Origin of the sequence: Shewanella sp. SW24, from assembly GCF_025653395.1 — a bacterium.
GTDB classification, from domain to species: domain Bacteria; phylum Pseudomonadota; class Gammaproteobacteria; order Enterobacterales; family Shewanellaceae; genus Shewanella; species Shewanella oncorhynchi.
In genome coordinates this window covers 13685-34157 of record NZ_JAKKSH010000020.1, presented here as the reverse complement: position 1 = coordinate 34157, position 20473 = coordinate 13685, and the positions used below count along the sequence as shown (strand labels likewise).

General features: G+C 44.0%; 22 protein-coding genes. All 22 read right to left on the bottom strand.

The window, feature by feature from the left end:
* Window positions 1-19 precede the first annotated feature (19 nt).
* The 22 genes from L5M17_RS15905 to fliJ all read right to left on the bottom strand — a co-directional run bounded on the left by L5M17_RS15905 (window position 20) and on the right by fliJ (window position 20473).
* Entirely contained in the window at window positions 20-514 is a 495-nt protein-coding gene (locus tag L5M17_RS15905; protein WP_006082380.1) for a chemotaxis protein CheW, read from the bottom strand.
* A 7-nt stretch (window positions 515-521) separates the two neighbouring features.
* Window positions 522-1505 (bottom strand): chemotaxis protein CheW, encoded by a 984-nt coding sequence (locus tag L5M17_RS15900; protein ID WP_263148463.1) that lies wholly within the window; start codon window positions 1503-1505, stop codon window positions 522-524.
* On the bottom strand, window positions 1489-2280 hold the full coding sequence (locus tag L5M17_RS15895; protein WP_028761170.1) for a ParA family protein: 792 nt from the start codon (window positions 2278-2280) through the stop codon (window positions 1489-1491). The genes L5M17_RS15900 and L5M17_RS15895 overlap by 17 nt, the downstream gene beginning before the upstream one ends.
* A gap of 71 nt (window positions 2281-2351) precedes the next feature.
* Window positions 2352-2873 (bottom strand): membrane anchored protein in chemotaxis locus, encoded by a 522-nt coding sequence (locus L5M17_RS15890; RefSeq protein WP_198572674.1) that lies wholly within the window; start codon window positions 2871-2873, stop codon window positions 2352-2354.
* A 13-nt stretch (window positions 2874-2886) separates the two neighbouring features.
* Window positions 2887-4014: a chemotaxis response regulator protein-glutamate methylesterase gene (locus L5M17_RS15885; RefSeq protein ID WP_212600925.1), complete on the bottom strand. Its 1128-nt coding sequence runs from the start codon at window positions 4012-4014 to the stop codon at window positions 2887-2889.
* Between the two features lie 20 nt (window positions 4015-4034).
* Window positions 4035-6284, bottom strand: a complete 2250-nt coding sequence (locus tag L5M17_RS15880; RefSeq protein ID WP_263148461.1) for a chemotaxis protein CheA — start codon at window positions 6282-6284, stop codon at window positions 4035-4037.
* 15 nt (window positions 6285-6299) lie between these two features.
* Window positions 6300-7037, bottom strand: a complete 738-nt coding sequence (locus tag L5M17_RS15875; protein WP_028761174.1) for a protein phosphatase CheZ — start codon at window positions 7035-7037, stop codon at window positions 6300-6302.
* Window positions 7038-7050: 13 nt separating this feature from the next.
* Complete coding sequence (gene cheY / locus L5M17_RS15870) at window positions 7051-7434, bottom strand: chemotaxis response regulator CheY (RefSeq protein ID WP_007649667.1); 384 nt, start codon at window positions 7432-7434, stop codon at window positions 7051-7053.
* Between the two features lie 47 nt (window positions 7435-7481).
* Window positions 7482-8195 (bottom strand): RNA polymerase sigma factor FliA, encoded by a 714-nt coding sequence (locus L5M17_RS15865; RefSeq protein ID WP_028761175.1) that lies wholly within the window; start codon window positions 8193-8195, stop codon window positions 7482-7484.
* A complete protein-coding gene (locus tag L5M17_RS15860) occupies window positions 8188-9069 on the bottom strand; it encodes a MinD/ParA family protein (protein ID WP_006082389.1) in 882 nt (293 codons plus the stop codon). The genes L5M17_RS15865 and L5M17_RS15860 overlap by 8 nt, the downstream gene beginning before the upstream one ends.
* A 4-nt stretch (window positions 9070-9073) precedes the next feature.
* Entirely contained in the window at window positions 9074-10456 is a 1383-nt protein-coding gene (flhF, locus tag L5M17_RS15855) for a flagellar biosynthesis protein FlhF (protein WP_263148459.1), read from the bottom strand.
* Between the two features lie 11 nt (window positions 10457-10467).
* Window positions 10468-12567, bottom strand: coding sequence for a flagellar biosynthesis protein FlhA (flhA, locus tag L5M17_RS15850; protein ID WP_263148458.1), 2100 nt, complete (start codon window positions 12565-12567; stop codon window positions 10468-10470).
* A 108-nt stretch (window positions 12568-12675) separates the two neighbouring features.
* The gene (gene flhB / locus L5M17_RS15845; RefSeq protein ID WP_263148457.1) at window positions 12676-13806 is read right to left on the bottom strand and encodes a flagellar biosynthesis protein FlhB; all 1131 of its coding nucleotides are present in this window, start codon (window positions 13804-13806) and stop codon (window positions 12676-12678) included.
* Between the two features lie 18 nt (window positions 13807-13824).
* Entirely contained in the window at window positions 13825-14622 is a 798-nt protein-coding gene (fliR, locus tag L5M17_RS15840) for a flagellar biosynthetic protein FliR (RefSeq protein ID WP_028761179.1), read from the bottom strand.
* A gap of 4 nt (window positions 14623-14626) precedes the next feature.
* Window positions 14627-14896 carry a flagellar biosynthesis protein FliQ gene (fliQ, locus tag L5M17_RS15835; RefSeq protein WP_113939469.1) on the bottom strand — a complete coding sequence of 90 codons (270 nt, stop codon included), beginning with the start codon at window positions 14894-14896 and terminating at the stop codon, window positions 14627-14629.
* A gap of 18 nt (window positions 14897-14914) precedes the next feature.
* Window positions 14915-15661: a flagellar type III secretion system pore protein FliP gene (gene fliP, locus L5M17_RS15830; RefSeq protein WP_263148455.1), complete on the bottom strand. Its 747-nt coding sequence runs from the start codon at window positions 15659-15661 to the stop codon at window positions 14915-14917.
* Window positions 15658-15975 (bottom strand): flagellar biosynthetic protein FliO, encoded by a 318-nt coding sequence (gene fliO, locus L5M17_RS15825; protein WP_372838760.1) that lies wholly within the window; start codon window positions 15973-15975, stop codon window positions 15658-15660. The genes fliP and fliO overlap by 4 nt, the downstream gene beginning before the upstream one ends.
* A gap of 138 nt (window positions 15976-16113) precedes the next feature.
* Window positions 16114-16494: a flagellar motor switch protein FliN gene (fliN, locus tag L5M17_RS15820; RefSeq protein ID WP_028761182.1), complete on the bottom strand. Its 381-nt coding sequence runs from the start codon at window positions 16492-16494 to the stop codon at window positions 16114-16116.
* Between the two features lie 11 nt (window positions 16495-16505).
* Window positions 16506-17534: a flagellar motor switch protein FliM gene (gene fliM / locus L5M17_RS15815; RefSeq protein ID WP_105251943.1), complete on the bottom strand. Its 1029-nt coding sequence runs from the start codon at window positions 17532-17534 to the stop codon at window positions 16506-16508.
* A gap of 39 nt (window positions 17535-17573) precedes the next feature.
* Entirely contained in the window at window positions 17574-18101 is a 528-nt protein-coding gene (gene fliL, locus L5M17_RS15810) for a flagellar basal body-associated protein FliL (RefSeq protein ID WP_028761184.1), read from the bottom strand.
* Window positions 18102-18185: 84 nt separating this feature from the next.
* Complete coding sequence (locus L5M17_RS15805; RefSeq protein ID WP_263148451.1) at window positions 18186-19784, bottom strand: flagellar hook-length control protein FliK; 1599 nt, start codon at window positions 19782-19784, stop codon at window positions 18186-18188.
* Between the two features lie 242 nt (window positions 19785-20026).
* Window positions 20027-20473 carry a flagellar export protein FliJ gene (gene fliJ / locus L5M17_RS15800; protein ID WP_028761186.1) on the bottom strand — a complete coding sequence of 149 codons (447 nt, stop codon included), beginning with the start codon at window positions 20471-20473 and terminating at the stop codon, window positions 20027-20029.

Here is a 20473-nt window from a genome sequence, read left to right as displayed (position 1 = left end):
GCCTTATCACACTCATTGATTAGATCTGAGTCAACTCGGCCCATTCTTCGTCGGACAATAATTTGTCGAGATCAACTAAGATAAGTAATTCATTGTCGCGATTGCTCACGCCTTGAATAAACTTAGCACTCTCTTCCGTTCCAACATTAGGCGCATTGTCAATTTCAGAACGGCGCAAATAAACCACTTCTGCAACACTATCAACTAAGATACCAATGACCTGCTTTTCAGCTTCGATGATAACAATTCGGGTTGAATCATCAACTTCAGCAGACTGCAATCCAAAACGTGAGCGGGTATCAATTACAGTGACGACATTACCACGTAAGTTAATGATCCCTAGTACATAATAGGGAGCACCAGGTACGGGAGCAATTTCAGTATAACGCAACACTTCCTGCACTTGCATTACGTTGATACCGTAAGTTTCATGGTCCAACTTAAAGGTAACCCATTGTAATACTGCATCATCTTTACTTGCAGCGACTGCTGCTACATTTCTTGTATCTTTCATGTTTACCTCAACCAATTGAGTCCTGACAACCTAAACCCGCATTAAGCATTTCAACTAAGGCTTGTACGTGCAAAATGCCACACATCTGTTCTTTTACTACACCCGCTAACCAAGGGCGTTTACCCGCTTGACTACGCCAGTTGACTTGCGACTTATTAATTTTTACCGCATTGACCAAGGACTCACAAGTCAATCCCCAGTTACTGCCTTCTAATAATACAAGATATTGATAATTTACTGATTGCGCCAGTTTATCTGTGTATTTTTCTGGCATAACCCACGCACAAGTGTCGACAATGTTCAATTGTTCCTCCCTATGCGTCTGTACACCAAGAAACCATGCGGGTCGACCAAAGATGTGGTTTATCCGCTCAACTTTTACTATTCCGCCTAAACTCACCAAAGGCACAGCCAATGTCAGCCCTGCTACTTTAAAGAATAGTACCTGAAACTCATCATCGAGCACTTCTTGCAAATCTTTTGTCACACTAGGAGGCGTAATGCCGACTTGTGTTTCTGGCTCAACGATTTCATCAACAACGGTTTCATTAACAACATGCTGAGCTTGTGGTACTTCTACCACAACAGGTTGAACATCAATAGGTGGCGCTATCTCTACTGAAGGAGGTATCGGTTCTAACCTTGCAGTCTTTAGTACTGGCGCGAGTAATTTCTCTAACGCTTGCTTATTCACTTGAGCTACAACCTGGCTTACCGGAGCAACAAACTCATGTTGTCTCGGCACAGCTTTTGGCTGCAACTGCGCAGTAGGCGTTATGGCCTTCTCTACATTCTGCGGTGCGGCAGTGCGACCATTTTCAGCCAAAATAGCCGCATCGAGCAATGCTGCCTCCGTTTGATTAACGGCAACATTTTGATTTGAGTCTGCTTTTACAATGCTTTGAGGGGAAACAATCTGGTTTGGACTGTCGTCTTCCTGTAGCAATAATGCGAAAAAATCAAAAACAGTTTCATCAACCGATTTTGACATGGCCAAACTCCCCAACTAATAAGAAATCTAATAATCTTTCATAGGCTTTAACGCCGCGGCAACCACTCGCATAATGCGATGCTGGTAAATGTGCCAAACTGGCATCTCTAAACTTAGTGTCTACTGGAATAACGTCTTTCCACAAAGTATCACTGTATTCGGCACCAAGAACTTGCAAAGCCGCAGGTGATGCTTTAGTGCGTTTATCGTACATGGTAGGCACAACAGTGTAACTGTAGCGCGTCTTCTTAGATCGGCCCATTAACTCCATCGTTTTAATCATCCGCTCTAGCCCTTTAATGGCAAGAAACTCCGTCTGCACAGGAATAATGATATGCTGACTTGCCGCAAGCGCATTGACCATTAATACCCCGAGTACGGGTGGGCAATCAACGATAGCAACATCATAATCATCAGCAACCAGTGCTAATAAATTACGTAGTACTAATCCCATTCCCTCTTGATGACCTAAGGCTCTATCTAAGGTAGCCAATGCCATAGTTGCAGGCAATAAATCCAAACCATCGACTAAGGTTGGCACTACATGGGATAAAACGAGTTCCTTAGAAAGGTTTTTATGGGCAAGAAAAACATCAAACAACGAGCCTGGAACCTCTTCAGAATCAATACCTAAGTAATAACCTAACGAAGCATGTGGATCGGTATCTATCATAAGAACACGCTTGCCACGCTTAGCTAATGTTCCCGCTAAACTCGCTACCGTCGTGGTTTTACCTACGCCACCTTTTTGATTCGCTATGGTCCAGACTTTCAAGAAGTGACCCCTACCTATACTGGTTAATATGCTAATGAACTAGAAAATTGTGAGTTCACAAATTCTAAAAATTACTGCTCTTTTCTGGTCGTGACTCGAATGCCGCCATTGGGCAAACTAATCACTTTGACACCATCGGCATTCTCAGATATCACCACGGGCAGCATCTCTGCATTTTGGGGGGCAATTGTCTGAGAAACAGCTTTAACCTCTTTTTCTGGCGCTTGAAGCTGTTTAGGAATAGAGGATTCCAGATTAGTTTTTTCCTTCGCCGTATCTATTTCAGTATCTGGTTCGCCCAGCAAAGGCGGAATGCTATTTTGTACCGGCTCAGGACCAATCGCTACAGCCTTCTGCTCACCAGGAGCCGCTAATTGCAACATTGCTTTAGTCTGATCGGGATGAGACGCTAACCAAGTTGCAATGGCCTCAGCCTGTTCGTCAGGTACCATTAACAGCACCTGAGTCGATTCCAAACGTTTTATATCCGCCTGCAGCAAACTATTCTTACGCTTGTAATCAAGGCTTAAGGCACCAAGAACCAAAATGGCTATGCCCATCAACAAGATGATGAGCACACTATTTGTGCTCATCGGATATTGGTTTTTAGACACGAACAGACTCTTTTAAAATACATTCGGCCATGTTGTCTAAGGCTATCGACTGGGTGGCAATCCCTGCACTCGCAACGGCTTGTGGCATACCATAAACCACACAACTGGCTTCATCTTGCGCCCAAATGGTAGCGCCTACAGCTTTCAACATACGTGCGCCTTCTCTGCCATCCGCCCCCATGCCCGTTAATACAACAGCAAGCACATCACCACTAAAGGCTTTAGAAGCAGAAGCAAAGGTGATATCCACACAGGGCTTATAATTCATATCAGCACTGCCTGCGATAACTTTTAATCGGCCACTTGCTCCAGTACGTTCAACCATCATTTGCATACCACCTGGCGCTAAATATGCACAACCCGGTTTAAGCAGATCGCCATTAGCGGCCTCTTTTACTTCAATCTTACATAAGCCATTTAAACGACTCGCAAATGCAGGGGTAAAGGCAGCAGGCATATGCTGGATTAATAAAATAGGATGCGGATAGTTTGCTGGAAACTGCGTGAGTATTTTTTGCAGCGCAACCGGACCACCAGTAGATGTACCGATCAGCAATAATTTATACTGTTTACCACTTGCACGAATCGTCGTTGCCGTTGACGTTCTAACAGGAGCTGCGACAGGCGTATGAGCCGATATACTCGTTGTACCTAAAACGCTACCTGTTGGACGCACACTAGGTGTTGGCGCAACCACAGGACGTGCAATCGGACGAAACATTCTGCGTCGTCCCAATGCCTTAACTCTTTGTTGCAACAATAAAATAGCGTCATCTTTGTTGGTCGCAATATCTTCAAAACGTTTAGGTAGAAAATCTAATGCACCAGCATCTAAAGCGTCTAACGTTGCTTTAGCGCCATCATGGGTTAAAGAAGAAAACATCAAGATCGGAGTCGGACACTTAGCCATGATTTCACGAACAGCAGTAATACCATCCATGACAGGCATCTCAATATCCATAGTGATAACTTGGGGATTAAGCTCAGCAGCCAACTTCACCGCTTCGGCCCCATTTGAGGCCGTCGCAATAACTTCCAGTTCAGGATCTTGATTGACTATTTCACTAACACGTCGTCTGAAAAAACTTGAGTCATCAACGACTAATACTTTAATGGCCATTCCATTCCTTAGCTTGGAAACTAATTCTTACTTTTCGCATAATGCTTTAGCAATCCAGGAACATCTAAGATCAGTGCAATACCACCATCCGATGTAATTGTCGCACCAGCCATCCCAGGTGTGCCATGTAACATAGCGCCAAGAGGTTTAATAACGACCTCTTCTTGTCCTATTAAGGCATCCACTACAAAACCAATTTGCATCATGCCTAATTGCACGATAACCACATGACCATGCTTTTTATCGCCATGTTTAAAGGTCGTTTTGTTTCTATGTAGCCAGTGTTCCAAATAGAACAAAGGTACGGCCTTATTACGCACTATGACAGTCAGTTGCCCATCAACAATATTGGTTTTTGTGAGATCGAGATGGAAAATCTCATTCACGCTAGATAGAGGTAATGCGAACACTTGTTTAGCGACATCGACCATTAAGGTAGGCATAATCGCCAGTGTTAACGGTACTTTAATCTCAAGTATCGTTCCCTTACCTTTCATGGAATCAATATGTACAGTGCCATTCAGCTGGGTGATACGAGTTTTTACCACGTCCATCCCAACACCACGGCCTGAAATATCTGAAATCTCAACTTTAGTTGAAAAACCTGGTGCAAAAATCAAATTATAGGCTTCGCTGTCTGTCATCCGCGAAGCAGAATCTTCATCGAGCACACCACGATTTATGGCGATTTTTTTGAGTTTTTCAGGATCCATGCCTGCGCCATCGTCTTCGATTTTCAGCAGTATATGGTCGCCTTCCTGACTTGCAGATAAGGTAATCGTTCCCGTTCTTGGCTTACCACTAGCTTCACGCTCGTTTGGCATCTCGATACCATGGTCCACAGAGTTACGCACTAAGTGGACGAGCGGATCGGCAAGCGCTTCAACGAGGTTTTTATCTAAGTCAGTTTCTTCACCGACCATGATCAAATCAATTTCTTTGTTTAGTGTACGAGCAAGATCACGTACCACCCGAGGGAAACGACCAAACACTTTCTTGATCGGTTGCATACGGGTTTTCATCACAGCGCCTTGCAAATCGGCAGTAACGAGATCTAAGTTCGCGAGAGCTTTCGACATCTCCTCATCATCACGGGTGATGCCTAAGCTCACCAATCGATTACGCACTAACACTAACTCACCCACCATATTCATGATCTGGTCGAGTCGTGCGGTATCTACACGTACTGTTGTTTCACCCTGAGGCACATTCGCAGAGCTAGCCTTAGCAGGTGCTTTATCGACAACCGCAATTTCCACCTTAGGTTTTGCAGCAACGACTGGAGCAGGAGCTGGTACTGCGGCTTTAACTGGCGCAGGAGCATGTGGTGCAGCAGTAGGTGCTACAGTCGAAACAGGGGGTGTAGGCGCTTTAACTTCGGCTTTCGCAGGTGCTCCACCTTTCCCATGGAGTTCATCGAGTAATCGTTCAAACTCATCATCGGTAATTTCATCAGCATCTACAATCGGTTGAGGCACAGGTGTTGCCACAACCTTAGGCTTAACAGGCACTTCAGCCTCAGCTTTAAATTTACCTGAGCCATGAAGTTCATCCAGTAACGCCTCGAACTCATCATCAGTGATGTCATCACCTGATGTTGAAGGTGTTTTAATTGGTGCAGCAGGCTTGACAGCAACAGGCTCAGATACAAATGTGGTAGCAGCGACCGCAGGTCCCTTTCCTGAACCATGAAGCGCATCCAATAAAGCTTCAAATTCAGCATCATTGATATCATCGATACTTGAAGACGTATTTTCAATGGAAGATGAGTTATCACTTATGTCAGCAGGGATTTCTTGAAGGGTAGGAGTATCAATAATGACTTCAACAACAGGTTCTGGCTCTACAACCTTGGCAGAAGCGACTTCAGATGGCAAAGGTGCACCTGAACTGAGCATTTTAAGTCTCGCTAACAAACCTGAATCGGCGGGATCTTGTTGCTCGCCCTGCTGGGTTTGCGCAAACATGGTATTAATTGCATCAACAGCCTGCAAAATAATATCCATCAACTCTGCGTTAACGCTACGCTTGCCTGTGCGCAATAAATCGAAGGTATTCTCAGCCTCATGACAAACATCAACCATGGGAGTTAAGCTAAGAAAGCCAGCACCACCTTTAACGGTATGAAAACCTCGGAAAATGGCGTTCAGCAAGTTAGTATCATCAGGATTATTTTCAAGCGCAACGAGTTGCTCTTGCAGAAGCTCTAAAATTTCACCGGCTTCGATTAAAAAGTCCTGGAGTATCTCTTCATCTACATCAAAGGCCATCAAATTGACTCCCAGTTAGAAACCCAGACTCGATAGAAGATCATCCACTTCGTCTTGACCCGTTACTACATCTTGACGAAGTTCGGCATTCATTATCGGGCCTTCTGCTTCAATATTATTTTTCTGAGCAATCTGACTTTCAATCATAGGTTGCTCACCAAATACCGTCAGCATAGAAACCAGATTACTTTCTACTTCCATTACTAGATCAATAACACGACGTATTATTTGTCCTGTTAAGTCTTGAAAATCTTGCGCCATCAAAATTTGATTAAGCAATTCACGTAATCGAGTCGAGTCATTTGCACTACGAGACATAAGGTCTTGTACATCGTGACAAAGGCCCTTAAATTCAGTCAGCGCTATCTCGCGTCGCATTAATCTGTCCCAAGATGGCATGACATTTTGAATATTTACAGTCACGGCATTAGCCAAAGGTAAACATTCTTCAACCGCATCCATGGTTTTATTTGCAGCTTGTTCGGTCATGTCAATAACGTAATTTAAACGTTGCTTGGCATCGGGGATCTCTGTATTGGCTAATTCAGCAAGACGATTATCAACTTGAAAATCCATCAGCGCACTATGAAGTTGCCGAGTTAATTTACCTACTTCTTCGAATAATTCTCGTTGCAGTGGAGCAGCAAGCTCCCGAAATAAATCATCTGCCTGACTTTGCTCACCTGCACTTAATAATTCAACTAAATGCTGAGCTTGCTCGAGCGTGATGAGCCCTGATGTTTGTGACTTCATAGCTCATCCTTGCTCAAGCGAGTCGTTCGAATATTTTATCTAACTTCTCTTTCAGCGTTGCAGCGGTAAAAGGCTTAACCACATAACCATTCACTCCCGCTTGAGCGGCAGCAATAATCTGTTCACGTTTTGCTTCAGCAGTTACCATTAATACGGGTAAATGCTTTAGCGAATCATCAGCGCGAATTGCTTTTAACAGATCGATTCCTTGCATACCAGGCATATTCCAATCTGTAACAACAAAATCAAAATCCCCCTTTTGCAACATCGGCAGGGCTGTTGAGCCATCGTCTGCTTCTTGGGTGTTATTAAACCCCAAGTCTCGCAACAAGTTCTTGATGATACGCCTCATTGTCGAAAAATCGTCAACAATGAGAATCTTCATATTCTTGTCCAAGGTTTCCTCCGGTGAGCTGACATTCTGTGCTCGATTAATAATTATACTTATGTCCAGTGCTTGAGTTTAGCTTTTAATCGCAACATTGCCTGACTTAATATCTGGCTAACCCGCGATTCACTGACTTCAAGAATGGCGCCAATCTCTTTTAAATTCAATGCTTCATCGTAGTACAGGGATAACACTAATGCATCTCTTTCAGGCAATAATTTAATTGCCTCAACCAGAGCAGAATGAAATTGGTTCTCAGCTAATGCTTCAAATGAATCATCATCGGACCGATCACTCACTGTAAGTATATCCTGAGATACGCCTAAATCTTCTATCCCTATGATTTTTCCGACAGAAACATCGTTAAGAATATGATGGTACTCATCGAGCGTCATATCAAGTTTTTCTGCAATTTCTGTGTCGCGTGCATCACGGCCCAGTTCTTGCTCTAACTCATCAATAGCGTGTGCAACCTTACGATTGTTACGATGAACGGAACGAGGGACCCAGTCGCCACGACGAATTTCATCTAACATGGCTCCACGTATGCGTATGCCGGCGAAGGTTTCAAATTTCGCACCTTTGCCACCATCAAACTTGGATGATGCTTCTAGTAACCCCATCATCCCAGCTTGGAGTAAATCATCTAACTGCACAGATGCAGGTAGTCTGGCGAGTAAATGATGCGCAATTCTTTTAACCAACGGAGCATACTGTTCAACGATCGACGATTTATTGTCTAAACAAGTATACGCAGCGGCTTTATTCACTCGTTTTTTCCTCTTGAAAATCTGGTCGTTGTACTAAACGCTCAACGAAAAACTCCAAATGCCCACCAGGTTGCTGCGGCACAGGCCAGCTCAAAATTTTATTTGCCAATCCTTGATACGCAATTGCAGCTGGTGATTTAGGATAAGCTTCAACCACCAATTTTTGTTTACGAACTGATTTACGTAAGTTTTCGTCAAATGGAATCGTGGCGACTAATTCAAGTGCAACATCTAAAAATCTGTCGGTCACTTTACTGAGTTTAGCAAATAATTCCATACCTTCGCGTAAACTACGCACCATATTGGCAACTATTTTAAAACGGAACACGCCATGCTCACGGCTGAGAATTTTAATCAGGGCGTAGGCATCGGTAATAGAAGTAGGTTCATCACAAACAACGACTAGCACATCCTGCGAAGCACGTGAGAAACTGAGCACCATATCCGAGATCCCAGCCGCTGTATCTACGACTAGAATATCAAACTGAGTCCGCATCTCGCTAAATGCTCGGATTAATCCAGCATGTTGTGCAGGGCTTAATTCCACCATCCCCTGTGTTCCTGAGGTGGCTGGAACTATGCCTATCCCCTTTGGACCACGCACGATAATATCGTCAAGCTCTGCATCACCAGAGAGCACGTGAGAGAGGTTACGCTCGGCACGAATACCCAGCATGACGTCGACGTTTGCTAAGCCAAGGTCAGCGTCAAGTACCAAGACACGCTTGCCTTTTTCGGCTAATGCCACAGCAGTATTAATAGAAACGCTGGTTTTACCCACGCCTCCTTTGCCACCTGTGACCGCGATTACTTTCACTTTTTCGTTATAGGGTTGATTCATCATACGTAAACCACTTGCTTGATCCAGGGTCATAAATCTACTCAAATGCACAGGCCATATTATCTGACCACGCTGTGTCTTGTAATGATTGTTGTTCTGTACTATCTAACGCTGCGAGTGCCTGCTGGGCTAAATCTAGGGTATCCGCAACTTTCATATCTTCAGGAACTCTTTGTCCATCAGTAATATAACTTAATGGTAATCCGTTTTGGATCAACACACTTAATGCCCCTGCTAACGACACAGATTCATCGAGTTTTGTGAGAACGACACCAGATAGGGGAATGCGTTTAAAATGATTGACTGCATCTTGCAGCACACGGCGCTGCCCTGTCGCAGACAGTACCAGATAACTGCGGATAGGTATCCTGCTATTTGCAGTTAAATTATCAAGTTGCTGGTAAAGGCGCATATCTCGCTGTCCCATGCCAGCCGTATCTATCAATACTAGCTTGCGATTCCTAAACTGATAGAGAATTTGTTCTAATTCATTTAGATCATGAGCTTGCTTTACTGGACAGCCCATTATTTTGCCATAAGTTGCTAATTGCTCATAGGCTCCGATGCGATAATGATCTGTGGTAATTAAAGCAACATGTTCAGCACCATGATGTGCCGCAAAACGGGCAGCAAGTTTAGCTAATGACGTTGTTTTACCAACCCCAGTAGGACCAACTAATGCAACCACTCCGCCCTGCTTAACAATGTCATCGCCCTGATTATCAAGCATATTCGCAAGACTTTGTGGTAATGCTCTGACTAATTCAGCTGGCGTATAATGCTGGCTCAGCGCGGCTAATTTATTCGCAACCGCAGGGGAGAATTCAGCCTCAAGCAATTTGGCTTCGAGCATAGCACCGACGGGATCGATGCGTTTTTTATGTTCCGTCATCAAGGAGGATACTTGATGTGTCAGTAAATTACGCAGTGATGCTAATTCATCACGCATAGCCTCAATATCAGCACTTTGTTTCTGTGATGTTTGTGGCTTTTTATCAAACGAGGAAGGTGCTTCACGATGTTCTGGTTTCACAGCAGTAGGGGCTTGTAAGCCCTTAGCCCATGCTGGTAACTCGGCATCAACTTGCTGATGTGACATTTGTTGATTCAAACGGCTTTGCTGCTTCTCAAGTAAGGCTTGTAATGAGTCTGCTGGTGCGGCTGGCTTAGCGCGAGTTTCTACACGAACTGGCTGCTTAGCACCTAGGGACACGAGATCGTCGCTCACGTCCATAAAGGTCGGTGCTGGCGCAGTGGCTGCAGTTTTCGCTTTAGGTTCGTCATAGTCAACGGCAGCGACAATTTCGATGCCACCGTTCACTTTTTTATTTGACATAATGACGGCATCTGAGCCGAGTGTTTCTTTCACTTGGGCCAGTGCGGCGCGCATGTCTTTGGCAAAAAATCGTTTAATCTTCACTTATGCGTCCTCTACTGGCCGACTGCAGATACGATACGTATTTGCTTCTCATCAGGTATTTCTTGATATGAAATGACTCTGAGATTAGGAATAGTATGTTTAACAAAGCGTGACAGCGTCGCGCGTAACATACCTGACGTCAACAATATGGCGGGTTGTCCGACCATTTCTTGCTTCTGAGCCGCATCGGCAAGGGACTGCTGCATGCGTTCTGCAAGACCGGGTTCAATATTAGGACCATCACCACCGGTTGCTTGCATTGACTGATGCAACATCTGTTCCAACTCTGGCGCCAAAGTAATGACGGGGATTTCGAGCTCTGGGCCTGAGATTTCCTGAACTATCATACGTTTCAAAGCGATACGTACAGCGGCAGTCAAGACTTCAGTGTCATTACTCTTAGTGCCATATTCTAACAAAGTTTGCACTATAGTACGCAAGTCTCTAACTGAAACCCCTTCATTTAATAGGTTCTGCATCACTTTTACGACATGTCCTAGTGGCATGATATCTGGAATAAACCCATCAACCAGCTTAGGTGAGTGTTTTGCAAGCATATCCATCAGTTGTTGCACTTCTTCGTAGCCTAACAACTTAGCAGCATTATTTGTGAGTAATTGACTAATATGAGTTGCAACAACCGTCGCAGCATCGACGACGGTATAACCTAGTGTTTGTGCGTGCTCACGTAACTCAGGGGCGATCCATACAGCTTCCAGACCAAAGGCGGGGTCGCGCGTTTCGATACCATCGAGTTTGCCATAGACTTGACCAGGGTTGATCGCCAATTCGCAATCATGACGAATATCTGCCTCTCCGACGACGACGCCCATTAATGAAATGCGATACGCATTAGGCGATAAATCTAAGTTATCGCGAATATGCACCGCGGGCACTAAGAAGCCTAGTTCCTGAGACAACTTTTTACGCACGCCTTTAATGCGGCTTAGTAACTCGCCACCTTGACCCTTGTCTACCAGAGGGATCAAACGATATCCAACCTCAAGACCAATAGTATCAACATGATGTACATCGTCCCAACCTAGCTCTTTAGGCTCTTTATCTTGTCTTTCTATTGGACCCGATTTCACTTGTTCTAGCGCTTTAAGACGTTTGTTTTCATTTCGTTTATAAACAAAATAAGCTGCACCAGCAGTCATAAAGGCAAAGCTTAAAAACGCCATGTGCGGCATACCAGGAACAATACCCATGACAAACAGGACTCCGGCGGCGATACCCAATGACTTATGACTGTCAAACATCTGACTCATCATCATTTGGCCCATATCACCTGACTCGTTTTGACGAGTCACCATCAAGGCTGCGGCGATTGACAATAATAGACCAGGGATCTGCGCCACTAAACCATCACCGATAGTCAGTAAGGTATAAATTTCAACCGCTTCAGAGAAACTTAAGCCATGCTGCACAATCCCTATGATGAAACCACCTACGATGTTGATCACTAAGATCATGATACCGGCAATCGCATCCCCTTTAACGAATTTGGACGCACCGTCCATCGCACCATAGAAATCGGCTTCACGGGTCACTTCGGCACGGCGTATTCTCGCTTGGTCTTGATTTAAGGTTCCAGCATTTAAGTCAGCATCGATTGCCATTTGCTTACCAGGCATAGCATCCAAGGTAAAGCGGGCACTGACTTCTGCGATACGACCTGCACCTTTAGTCACCACCGCAAAGTTGATGATAATCAAAATGATAAATACCACTAGACCAACGGCATAGTTACCACCGATCACCACAGAACCGAAGGCTTCAATCACCTTACCTGCGGCATCACCGCCATTATGACCCTCGAGTAAAACCACACGAGTAGAGGCAACGTTAAGCGCAAGACGTAATAATGTCGCCACTAGCAGGACACTTGGGAAAGCAGCAAAATCCAACGGTCTATCAGTATAAATTGCGACTAATAATACGATGAGCGCTAAGGCGATGTTGAATGAAAAGAGTATGTCTAATAGAAATGGAGGGATAGGTAAAACTATCATGGCCAATGCTGCGAGTACGAGTATAGGAGTGCCTATACCTTTAAACGTGCTCAAGCGCATTTGTTTTACTTGACCTAAGGTCGCTCTAACATCCATTCATATTTACCTAAACTTTGACGTATGACAGCATGAAAGCAAAAAATACGCCAATAGCGTATTGGCCTGCAATAATATCACGACTTCAAAGAATTTTTAGCTTAGGTCTTAATATTTTAACTCATCGGGAATGGGTTGATTAAGCGGGATTGGGATAGGCTTGCGACCTCGACCTTTTTGGTACTGGCGCAACTGAAATACATAAGCCAAAATCTGTGCCACGGCGGTAAACAACCCTTCAGGGATTTGTTGATCTAACTTAGTCGTATGGTATATAGCTCTTGCTAATGGCGGGGCAGAGACGATTGTCACATTATGGGCCCTTGCTATCTCACGAATTTTAAATGCGACATCATCGACACCTTTGGCAACAACGAAAGGCGCGACTGAACGCTGCACGTCATATTTAATTGCTACCGCAAAATGCTCTGGGTTAACAACTATTACATCGGCATTGGGTACTTCGGCCATCATTCGACGTTGAGCCAACTCGCGTTGCATCTGCCGTACTCGCCCTTTAACTTCAGGCTTCCCTTCAGTATCTTTATACTCATCTTTTACTTCTTGTTTGGTCATCTTAAGTTGTTTGTTGTGATTCCAAAGTTGAAATGGCACATCTATGACAACAATAAACAAAATCGAGGAACATAACAGGATAAACATCCAAACCAACAAATCTAATGCATGGTAAACATTACCAGGAAGATGGTCGCTAGACAGCAACATGATGTCATTGAAATAGAAGCTTAATAAAAAATAAGCAGAAAACGCTACTACCGAAAATTTAGCAATGCCTTTGGTGAGTTCAACCAAAGCCTGCACGCCAAACATGCGTTTAAAACCAGCAAGGGGACTCATTTTACTGGCTTTTGGCATCATAGCTTGGGCCGAAAAATTGATCCCTCCAAGAGAGACGTTACCAATAAACGCAACAACCACAATCAGTAGCATAATTTTAGCCATGGGCCAGGCTATTTCACTCGCAACAACACCCCACACTTTGAACATTTCATTAGTATCAAAAATTTGCGCCCTATCCATGGTAAATACAATTTCAAACACCCGAGTTAGGCTAATGGCCAAACTTGGGCCTAGCATATAAAACCCACATGCCGCCGAAATCAATACCGCTGCAGTGCCGAGTTCTTTCGAACGTGCAATTTGTCCTTTTTCTCGCGCCTGTTCTAAACGCCTCCCCGTGGGTTCCTCTGTACGTTCGCCACTTGATTCTTCAGCCATGGGCTTCTCCTAATCCCATCATATCAAGCCATCAGCGTTACATTGGAGCGCTAACATATCGCAAAGCAACACTTGAGCCGTCGACCATACTTCATCGAAGTGTGCCATTACCGGTGTTAGGGTTAACCACAGAATAAACAGTCCACCAATCATAGTGATCGGAAAACCAATAGAGAAAATATTCAATTGCGGTGCGGCGCGGGTCATGACCCCGAAGGACAAGTTGACTAATAACAAGGCGATAATCGCAGATATCGACATAGTGAGTGCCGCACCAAACATATACGACCCCCAATCAGCCAGTGATCGATAACTTGTGAGTGTTAAGCCTTGATTAGAAATTGGCAAAGTTTCAAAGCTTGCCACTAGCATACGGATCATCAAAAGATGGCCGTCCACAGCTAAGAAAATCAATGTCGCCAATAAAAGGAAAAAGTTACCAATAACGGGTGTTTGTTGGCCAGAACCTGGGTCAACCATAGAGGCAAAGCCTAAACTGGTCTGCATACCAATGATCTGTCCAGTGAGCACAAAGACTTGCATTACCATTTGAGTCACAAACCCCATGGCAACACCGATAATAATTTGCTGCGCGGTGATGAATACTGCGCTTAACGAAAATAAATCCACATTTTGAGTTGGAGGAAGAACGGGTGCTATCGCAAAGGTAATTGCCATAGCCAATAATAAGCGCACTCGTGTTGGTGTCGTTGCCGCCCCAAATACCACCATGACCATCAACATACTCGCGACGCGAAACAATGGCCAAATATAAGCGGCAATGGTTTGCATTAAGGTATCGAGCAGCAGCTCCATCGCGTTAGCCTATCACTTGCGGGATGCGATTCACCATCTCGATGAAAAAGTCCATCAGGGTTTCAACTAACCAGTGCCCCATAAACATTAGTGCGAGCAGCGTTATGATTAAACGCGGAAGAAAACTTAAGGTCTGCTCGTTAATCGAAGTCGCCGCTTGAAACACAGCAACGATTAACCCTATCCCCAGACCAGGCAACACAATAGCAGACACCATCATAACGATAACAGAGAGAGCTTCACGAAAAATATCAATTAGCGCCTCAGGACTCATGTGTTTACTCTCCCTTGGCTATCCGAAACTATTCGCTAATGTCCCGAGGACTAAGCTCCAACCATCTACGAGCACAAACAACATGATCTTAAACGGCAGCGACACTATCATGGGAGATAACATCATCATCCCCATAGCCATCAAGATACTCGCCACCACTAAATCGAGAACTAAAAAAGGCACAAATAGCATAAAGCCAATCTGAAATGCGGTTTTTAACTCACTGGTAATGAAAGCGGGCACTAACACACTCATAGGTGCTTCTTCGGGAGACTTAATATCCTTATAGCCAGAAATCTCAATAAAGGTCTTTAAATCCGTCGTTCTTACTTGGCCCAACATAAAGCCTCTCAGCGGCTCTTTCCCTTTGTCAAACGCTTGCTGCAAGGTTAATTGCTCATCGATATAAGGCTTCACCCCTTCATCATAAATCCGGTCGAATACCGGTGCCATGATAAAAAAAGTCATGAACAAACTCATGCCAATTAAGACTTGATTAGATGGCGTCTGTTGTAACCCAATGGCTTGGCGTAATATCGACAGGACAATGATAATCCGCGTGAAAGAGGTCAACATGATGAGCATCGCAGGTAAAAAACTCAGCGATGTCATCAGCAGTAAAATCTGCATTGTGACCGAATATTCCGTTGAGCCGTCTGGCGCCGTTGTTACTGTTACAGCAGGTAAGACGCCATCTGCGGCCCATACTGACGGCATCAATAGCAACATAACTAACCCAACTAACGCGAGGATACGTGTTGTCATTGTTTTAATTTCGCCTGACGTAATCGACTCGCAAACGAATCAGCTTCTAGATGGATAGGTTCAGCTAACTTATCAATCAAACTCACCTGCTGCGAGCTAACCCCAAGCAAATATTGTTGTTCTCCCACCTGAACCAAGACTAAACGCTCTTTTTGACCGAGGGAAGTCACAGCAATGGTCTTTAGTACGCCATTGGTCGTGGGGACTAAATTAAACCTTCTCAGTAAATAAGCTAACGCGAAAATTAATAATAAAACCAGAATCAAGCCACCTAACATACTTGCTAAGGTCGCAACTTGAGAAGGTTCAGCCATGTTTGCAGCAGGCGCTATTGAAGCAATATTCACTGCGCCTTCCCCACCGAGGCTATCGGCGCTCGCTTGAACCGCTATCACTAAACTCTGTATTACCGATGTGCTCATTTAAAGTTCCAACGACTTTTACATCTCGAATTATTTAAGCTTTTTAATTCGCTCAGTTTGACTGATCACATCCGTTAAGCGAATACCGAATTTATCGTTTACCACCACCACTTCACCGTGAGCGATAAGCGTGCCATTGACCATCACATCTAACGGTTCACCTGCGACTCTATCTAACTCAACCACAGAACCTTGGTTAAGTTGTAATAAGTTTCGAATACTAATATAGCTGCGGCCCACTTCCATCGAAATGGTGACAGGAATATCTAAAATTGTATCTAACTTAGCCGCTTCAGCCTTAGAAATAGGTCTTGAATCATCAACCAGCTCATCGAGTTCAATTGCGTTGGCTTCTTCTAACGCTTGTTCTGCCATTGCTGCAGCCCAATCATCCGTATCGTCTGTGCTCATCTTACTTCACCTTATAATTCTGATATATCACGAGATTTACCCTTACGTGTCACCAATTGCAGCTCAGATTTAACTGTCTCTGGCCGAGGGATTTTCTCACATATTTTAAGCGCTAGGTTATCTCTAGAACGGCCCATTTTACAACGATATGTCGGTAAATCCTCGATTTTCATCATGATAAACTCGGGTAACTCAATAGGAATAATATCGCCCGCTTTAAAATTCATGACCTCTTTGAGCGTTAATTCATGTTCAACAATATTGGCATCGAACCCGACCTTCACATCCATGATTTCATCGTGCAATGCCTGTGACCAACGCATATCAGTATCTTGCTTGTCACTTTGCACACCCGCATCGAGTAACTCTCGGATAGGTTCAATCATGGAGTAAGGCATAGTGATGTGAAAATCACCACCACCTCCATCGACTTCAATATGGAATGAATTAATCACCACAACTTCGGTAGGACTAACAATGTTCGCCATGGCGGGATTGACTTCAGAGTCCAAATAATCAAACTCAACATCCATTACGGGCGCCCAAGCATCTTTATAATCTTCAAATATAATCTTAAGCAGTAACTGTACGATTCGTCTTTCTGTCGGCGTAAATTCTCGCCCTTCAATCTTGGCATGGAAACGCCCATCGCCACCAAAGAAGTTATCCACTAGGATAAATACCAGTCGCGCTTCCATGGTGATCAATGCTGTGCCTTTGAGTGGGCTAAAACGCACCATATTCAAGCTAGTTGGAACAAAAAGCGTATGTACGTACTCACCAAACTTGAGCATCTGTACACCGTTGATCGACACTTCGGCCGCTCGGCGCATCATATTAAACATGCTGATGCGCAAATGGCGCGCAAAACGCTCATTCACGATTTCCAGCGTCGGCATACGCCCACGAACTATTCGATCTTGGGAAGAGAAATCGTAGGAACGGGCATCTTCTCCAACAGCGTCAATTTCGTCATCATCGACGTCATCAACCCCGTGCAATAGCGCATCAATTTCGTCTTGGCTTAATAAATCACTCACTATATTGCCTTCGCCTCTTTTGGTGCTGAAGTTAAAGGGTTATTGCATTACAAAACCGGTAAATAGTACTTTCTCGACAACCTTACGCCCAGTTACTGACTGTAGAGTATTTTGCACACTCAAAAGTGCTAACTGCCGTAACTCATCTTTCCCCGCTTGCGTGCTGAGCTTTTGCACATCTGCACCACTAAAGGTCGTTAAAAGCGCATCTTCAATCAGCGGAATATGTTTTTGTGTTAGCACATCATCATCGGTACCACGCACCATAAGCTGCACTTTAATCTCAACTAAACGAGCCCTATCAGGCCCTGGTAAGTTGAATAAAAAAGGACGTGGCATAGGCACGTATGATGCGGTAGCTACTTCTCCTGATGCTGGTACTTCAGCCTGAACAGCACTATCTGCTGCTACGGCGGGAACCTCTTCGGTACTGCTTCCCATAAAGAACCAGACGCCGCCACCGATTAACAGCGCGACTAAAACGCCTACACCAGCAAAAATAAATAGTTTCTTCTTACTCTTAGGCTCTTCAGTACTTTCAAGTTCTAACGATTCTTCCTTAGCCATCACTATTCTCTTTAATTTAGGCGGAAACTCATTACAGTTTTATTTGAAACGTAATTATGTCAGTCATTGCTATAGGTTACCTGCTTAAGCGTAATAATCTATACCTGAAGTTACACTAATCGCTTGATTTAAACCTAAATGTAACTCTTCTGCCGAGATTTCATCCATGTCTGCCGCATTTGAACTGCCGCCATCACCGAAACTACCTTCACGACGCTCACCTTGATCGCCTTGAGAAACATGGCTGTCAGCCAACTGCATCCCTTGCTCTTGCAATAACTCACGTAATCTTGGCATAGCTTGTTCAACCAGATCGCGCGTTTGCGGCTGAGTAACATGAAACTGTACTTGGGTTTGGTCGCCATGCACTTGGATCTTTACCAACATATGTCCAAGTTCAGGTGGATCGAGCCGGATTTCCGCATGTTGGATGCCTTGACTCACCATAGTAATCAATTGCTGCTTCATCACAGGTGAAAATCGTTGGATCATCTCCTGCATTTGGTTTTGCTGTTCTACTCCTTGACGCAATGACAACTGAACTTGCATGGTTTCTTGGCGATTTAATTGTGACATCGAGAGTGTCTGTATGGATGATGTCGACTTAAGTTCTGAGAAAGTATTACTATCATCCATAAAACTTTCGTCTCTGGGAATATCCATCGCAACCGTTAATTTAGCATCTTTCAGTAATAGGTTAGCAGCCAAATCGGAATTGGGACTCCCATCAAGATCACTTTCTGTTACAGATGTTGTATCTAATGGTTCAGATGAAGTTGAAGAGCCTAAGGTATTCAGGTCGAAAGTATTTCCCGAGGTCGCGATATTAGCCGTATTGAGACTATTCACTGTAGAGCTACTAGTCGTTGCTTTTGCCGCAGTGTTGGTTACCGACTTTATCGTTGCACTGTTCGCTAAGCCCGCTTGATTAATCACAGCATTAAGTGTGACCTCATTCTCAACTAAAGACTCATCTATACTCACCCCGACTTCAGTGGCAGAGACAAGCTCAGTGTCTTCTAAAGGTAATTCTAAAGCGTCATCGGTCAAATTTGGATCAATCACAGCATCACTATCTGCTGACGCTTCAAGTATATTTGGGTCTATGGGAAGAATATGCACGAGTGACTTATCAGTCAAAGAAGATGGTTTCACGTCATCTGCGATTGAAATTGCTGCCATATCTGGGCTAGTAGAAACTAACTTTTGTAATTCAGCAGAAAAACCCGCTTCATCTATATCTGATGCCAGTTCAATCTCAGCAGAAACAGTAGATGCCAATGCTGAGCCGGTTAATAACGCTGATGAAGTATCAATATTTTCTCCACCAGTCATTTCGGTCATATCTTCTTCAGCATTTAAAAATGCTAGCGGCAAACTATCTCCATCTGATGCCGTTTTCTTCATATCATTTGCCATGCTAATTTGGGCAAAAATGAGATTTACGTCGGCGTCATCAGTTGATATATCGTCATCTTTTACTTTATCAGCAGAGGTAACCTGCACAGTATCATCAGTGTTAGCAATGGTTTTTTTAGACGCAGAAATAGAAAATGAGCTAGCGGTGACTGACGCAAGTGTAGATGAAAAGTCTTCATTATTAGACTCTTGGGAAGATGTCTTAGCGGAATTGGCCGCAGAGTTGCCTGTTTTACTTAACAGGATATTGGTCATTTGTTGCATAAGTGCTCCCAAACATCACCCAGCAAAAAAAGAAAATGGCTAGGTAGAAACGTCAATTAAACACTGCGGTTGCAGGGTCATGGACTAAATCAAAGCAAATAAGATGCCAAAACATCAGGTTTTACGACAGCATATCGAAAAGAATTAACACTGAGAGGTGCCGAATTGATGCTTATGCCATCAATACAAAAAAACTAAAGAGCCTATCCGGCTAGCGAGCAGTAAAGATGCCTATCATTTCACTAACGTTGATGACGGCGATAAAATTGCTGGGAAGCAAATTCATCGGTCATTTTTTGCTCCCTTTTTTGTTCAACCACTTGACGCTTCTTCTCTTTACTGGCTAAGAGTAATTCTACTGCCTTACGTTTTTTTTGCTTTTCCAACCAATGTTGTTGTCGATATTCTTTTTGCTTTTCACCGTCGGCTACGACGCGATTTTGCTGGATAATTGCGTCATCGATCTGACGAATAAAACGGTGAAACTGGTGATAGTGACTAGCACTGATAGCTTGACCTTGCTGTGATTGCATTTGCTTCATGTATTCTAAGCGATAGTTATTCAGAGCACTGAGTTGATTCAACCGTTTTTGACACTCTAATTGCGCAGATTTTAACAATAATGCCGCTTGTTCTTCGGCATCATTGGCAAGCTTTAACACTAACAACAAGGGATCGGCGTTAGCCAT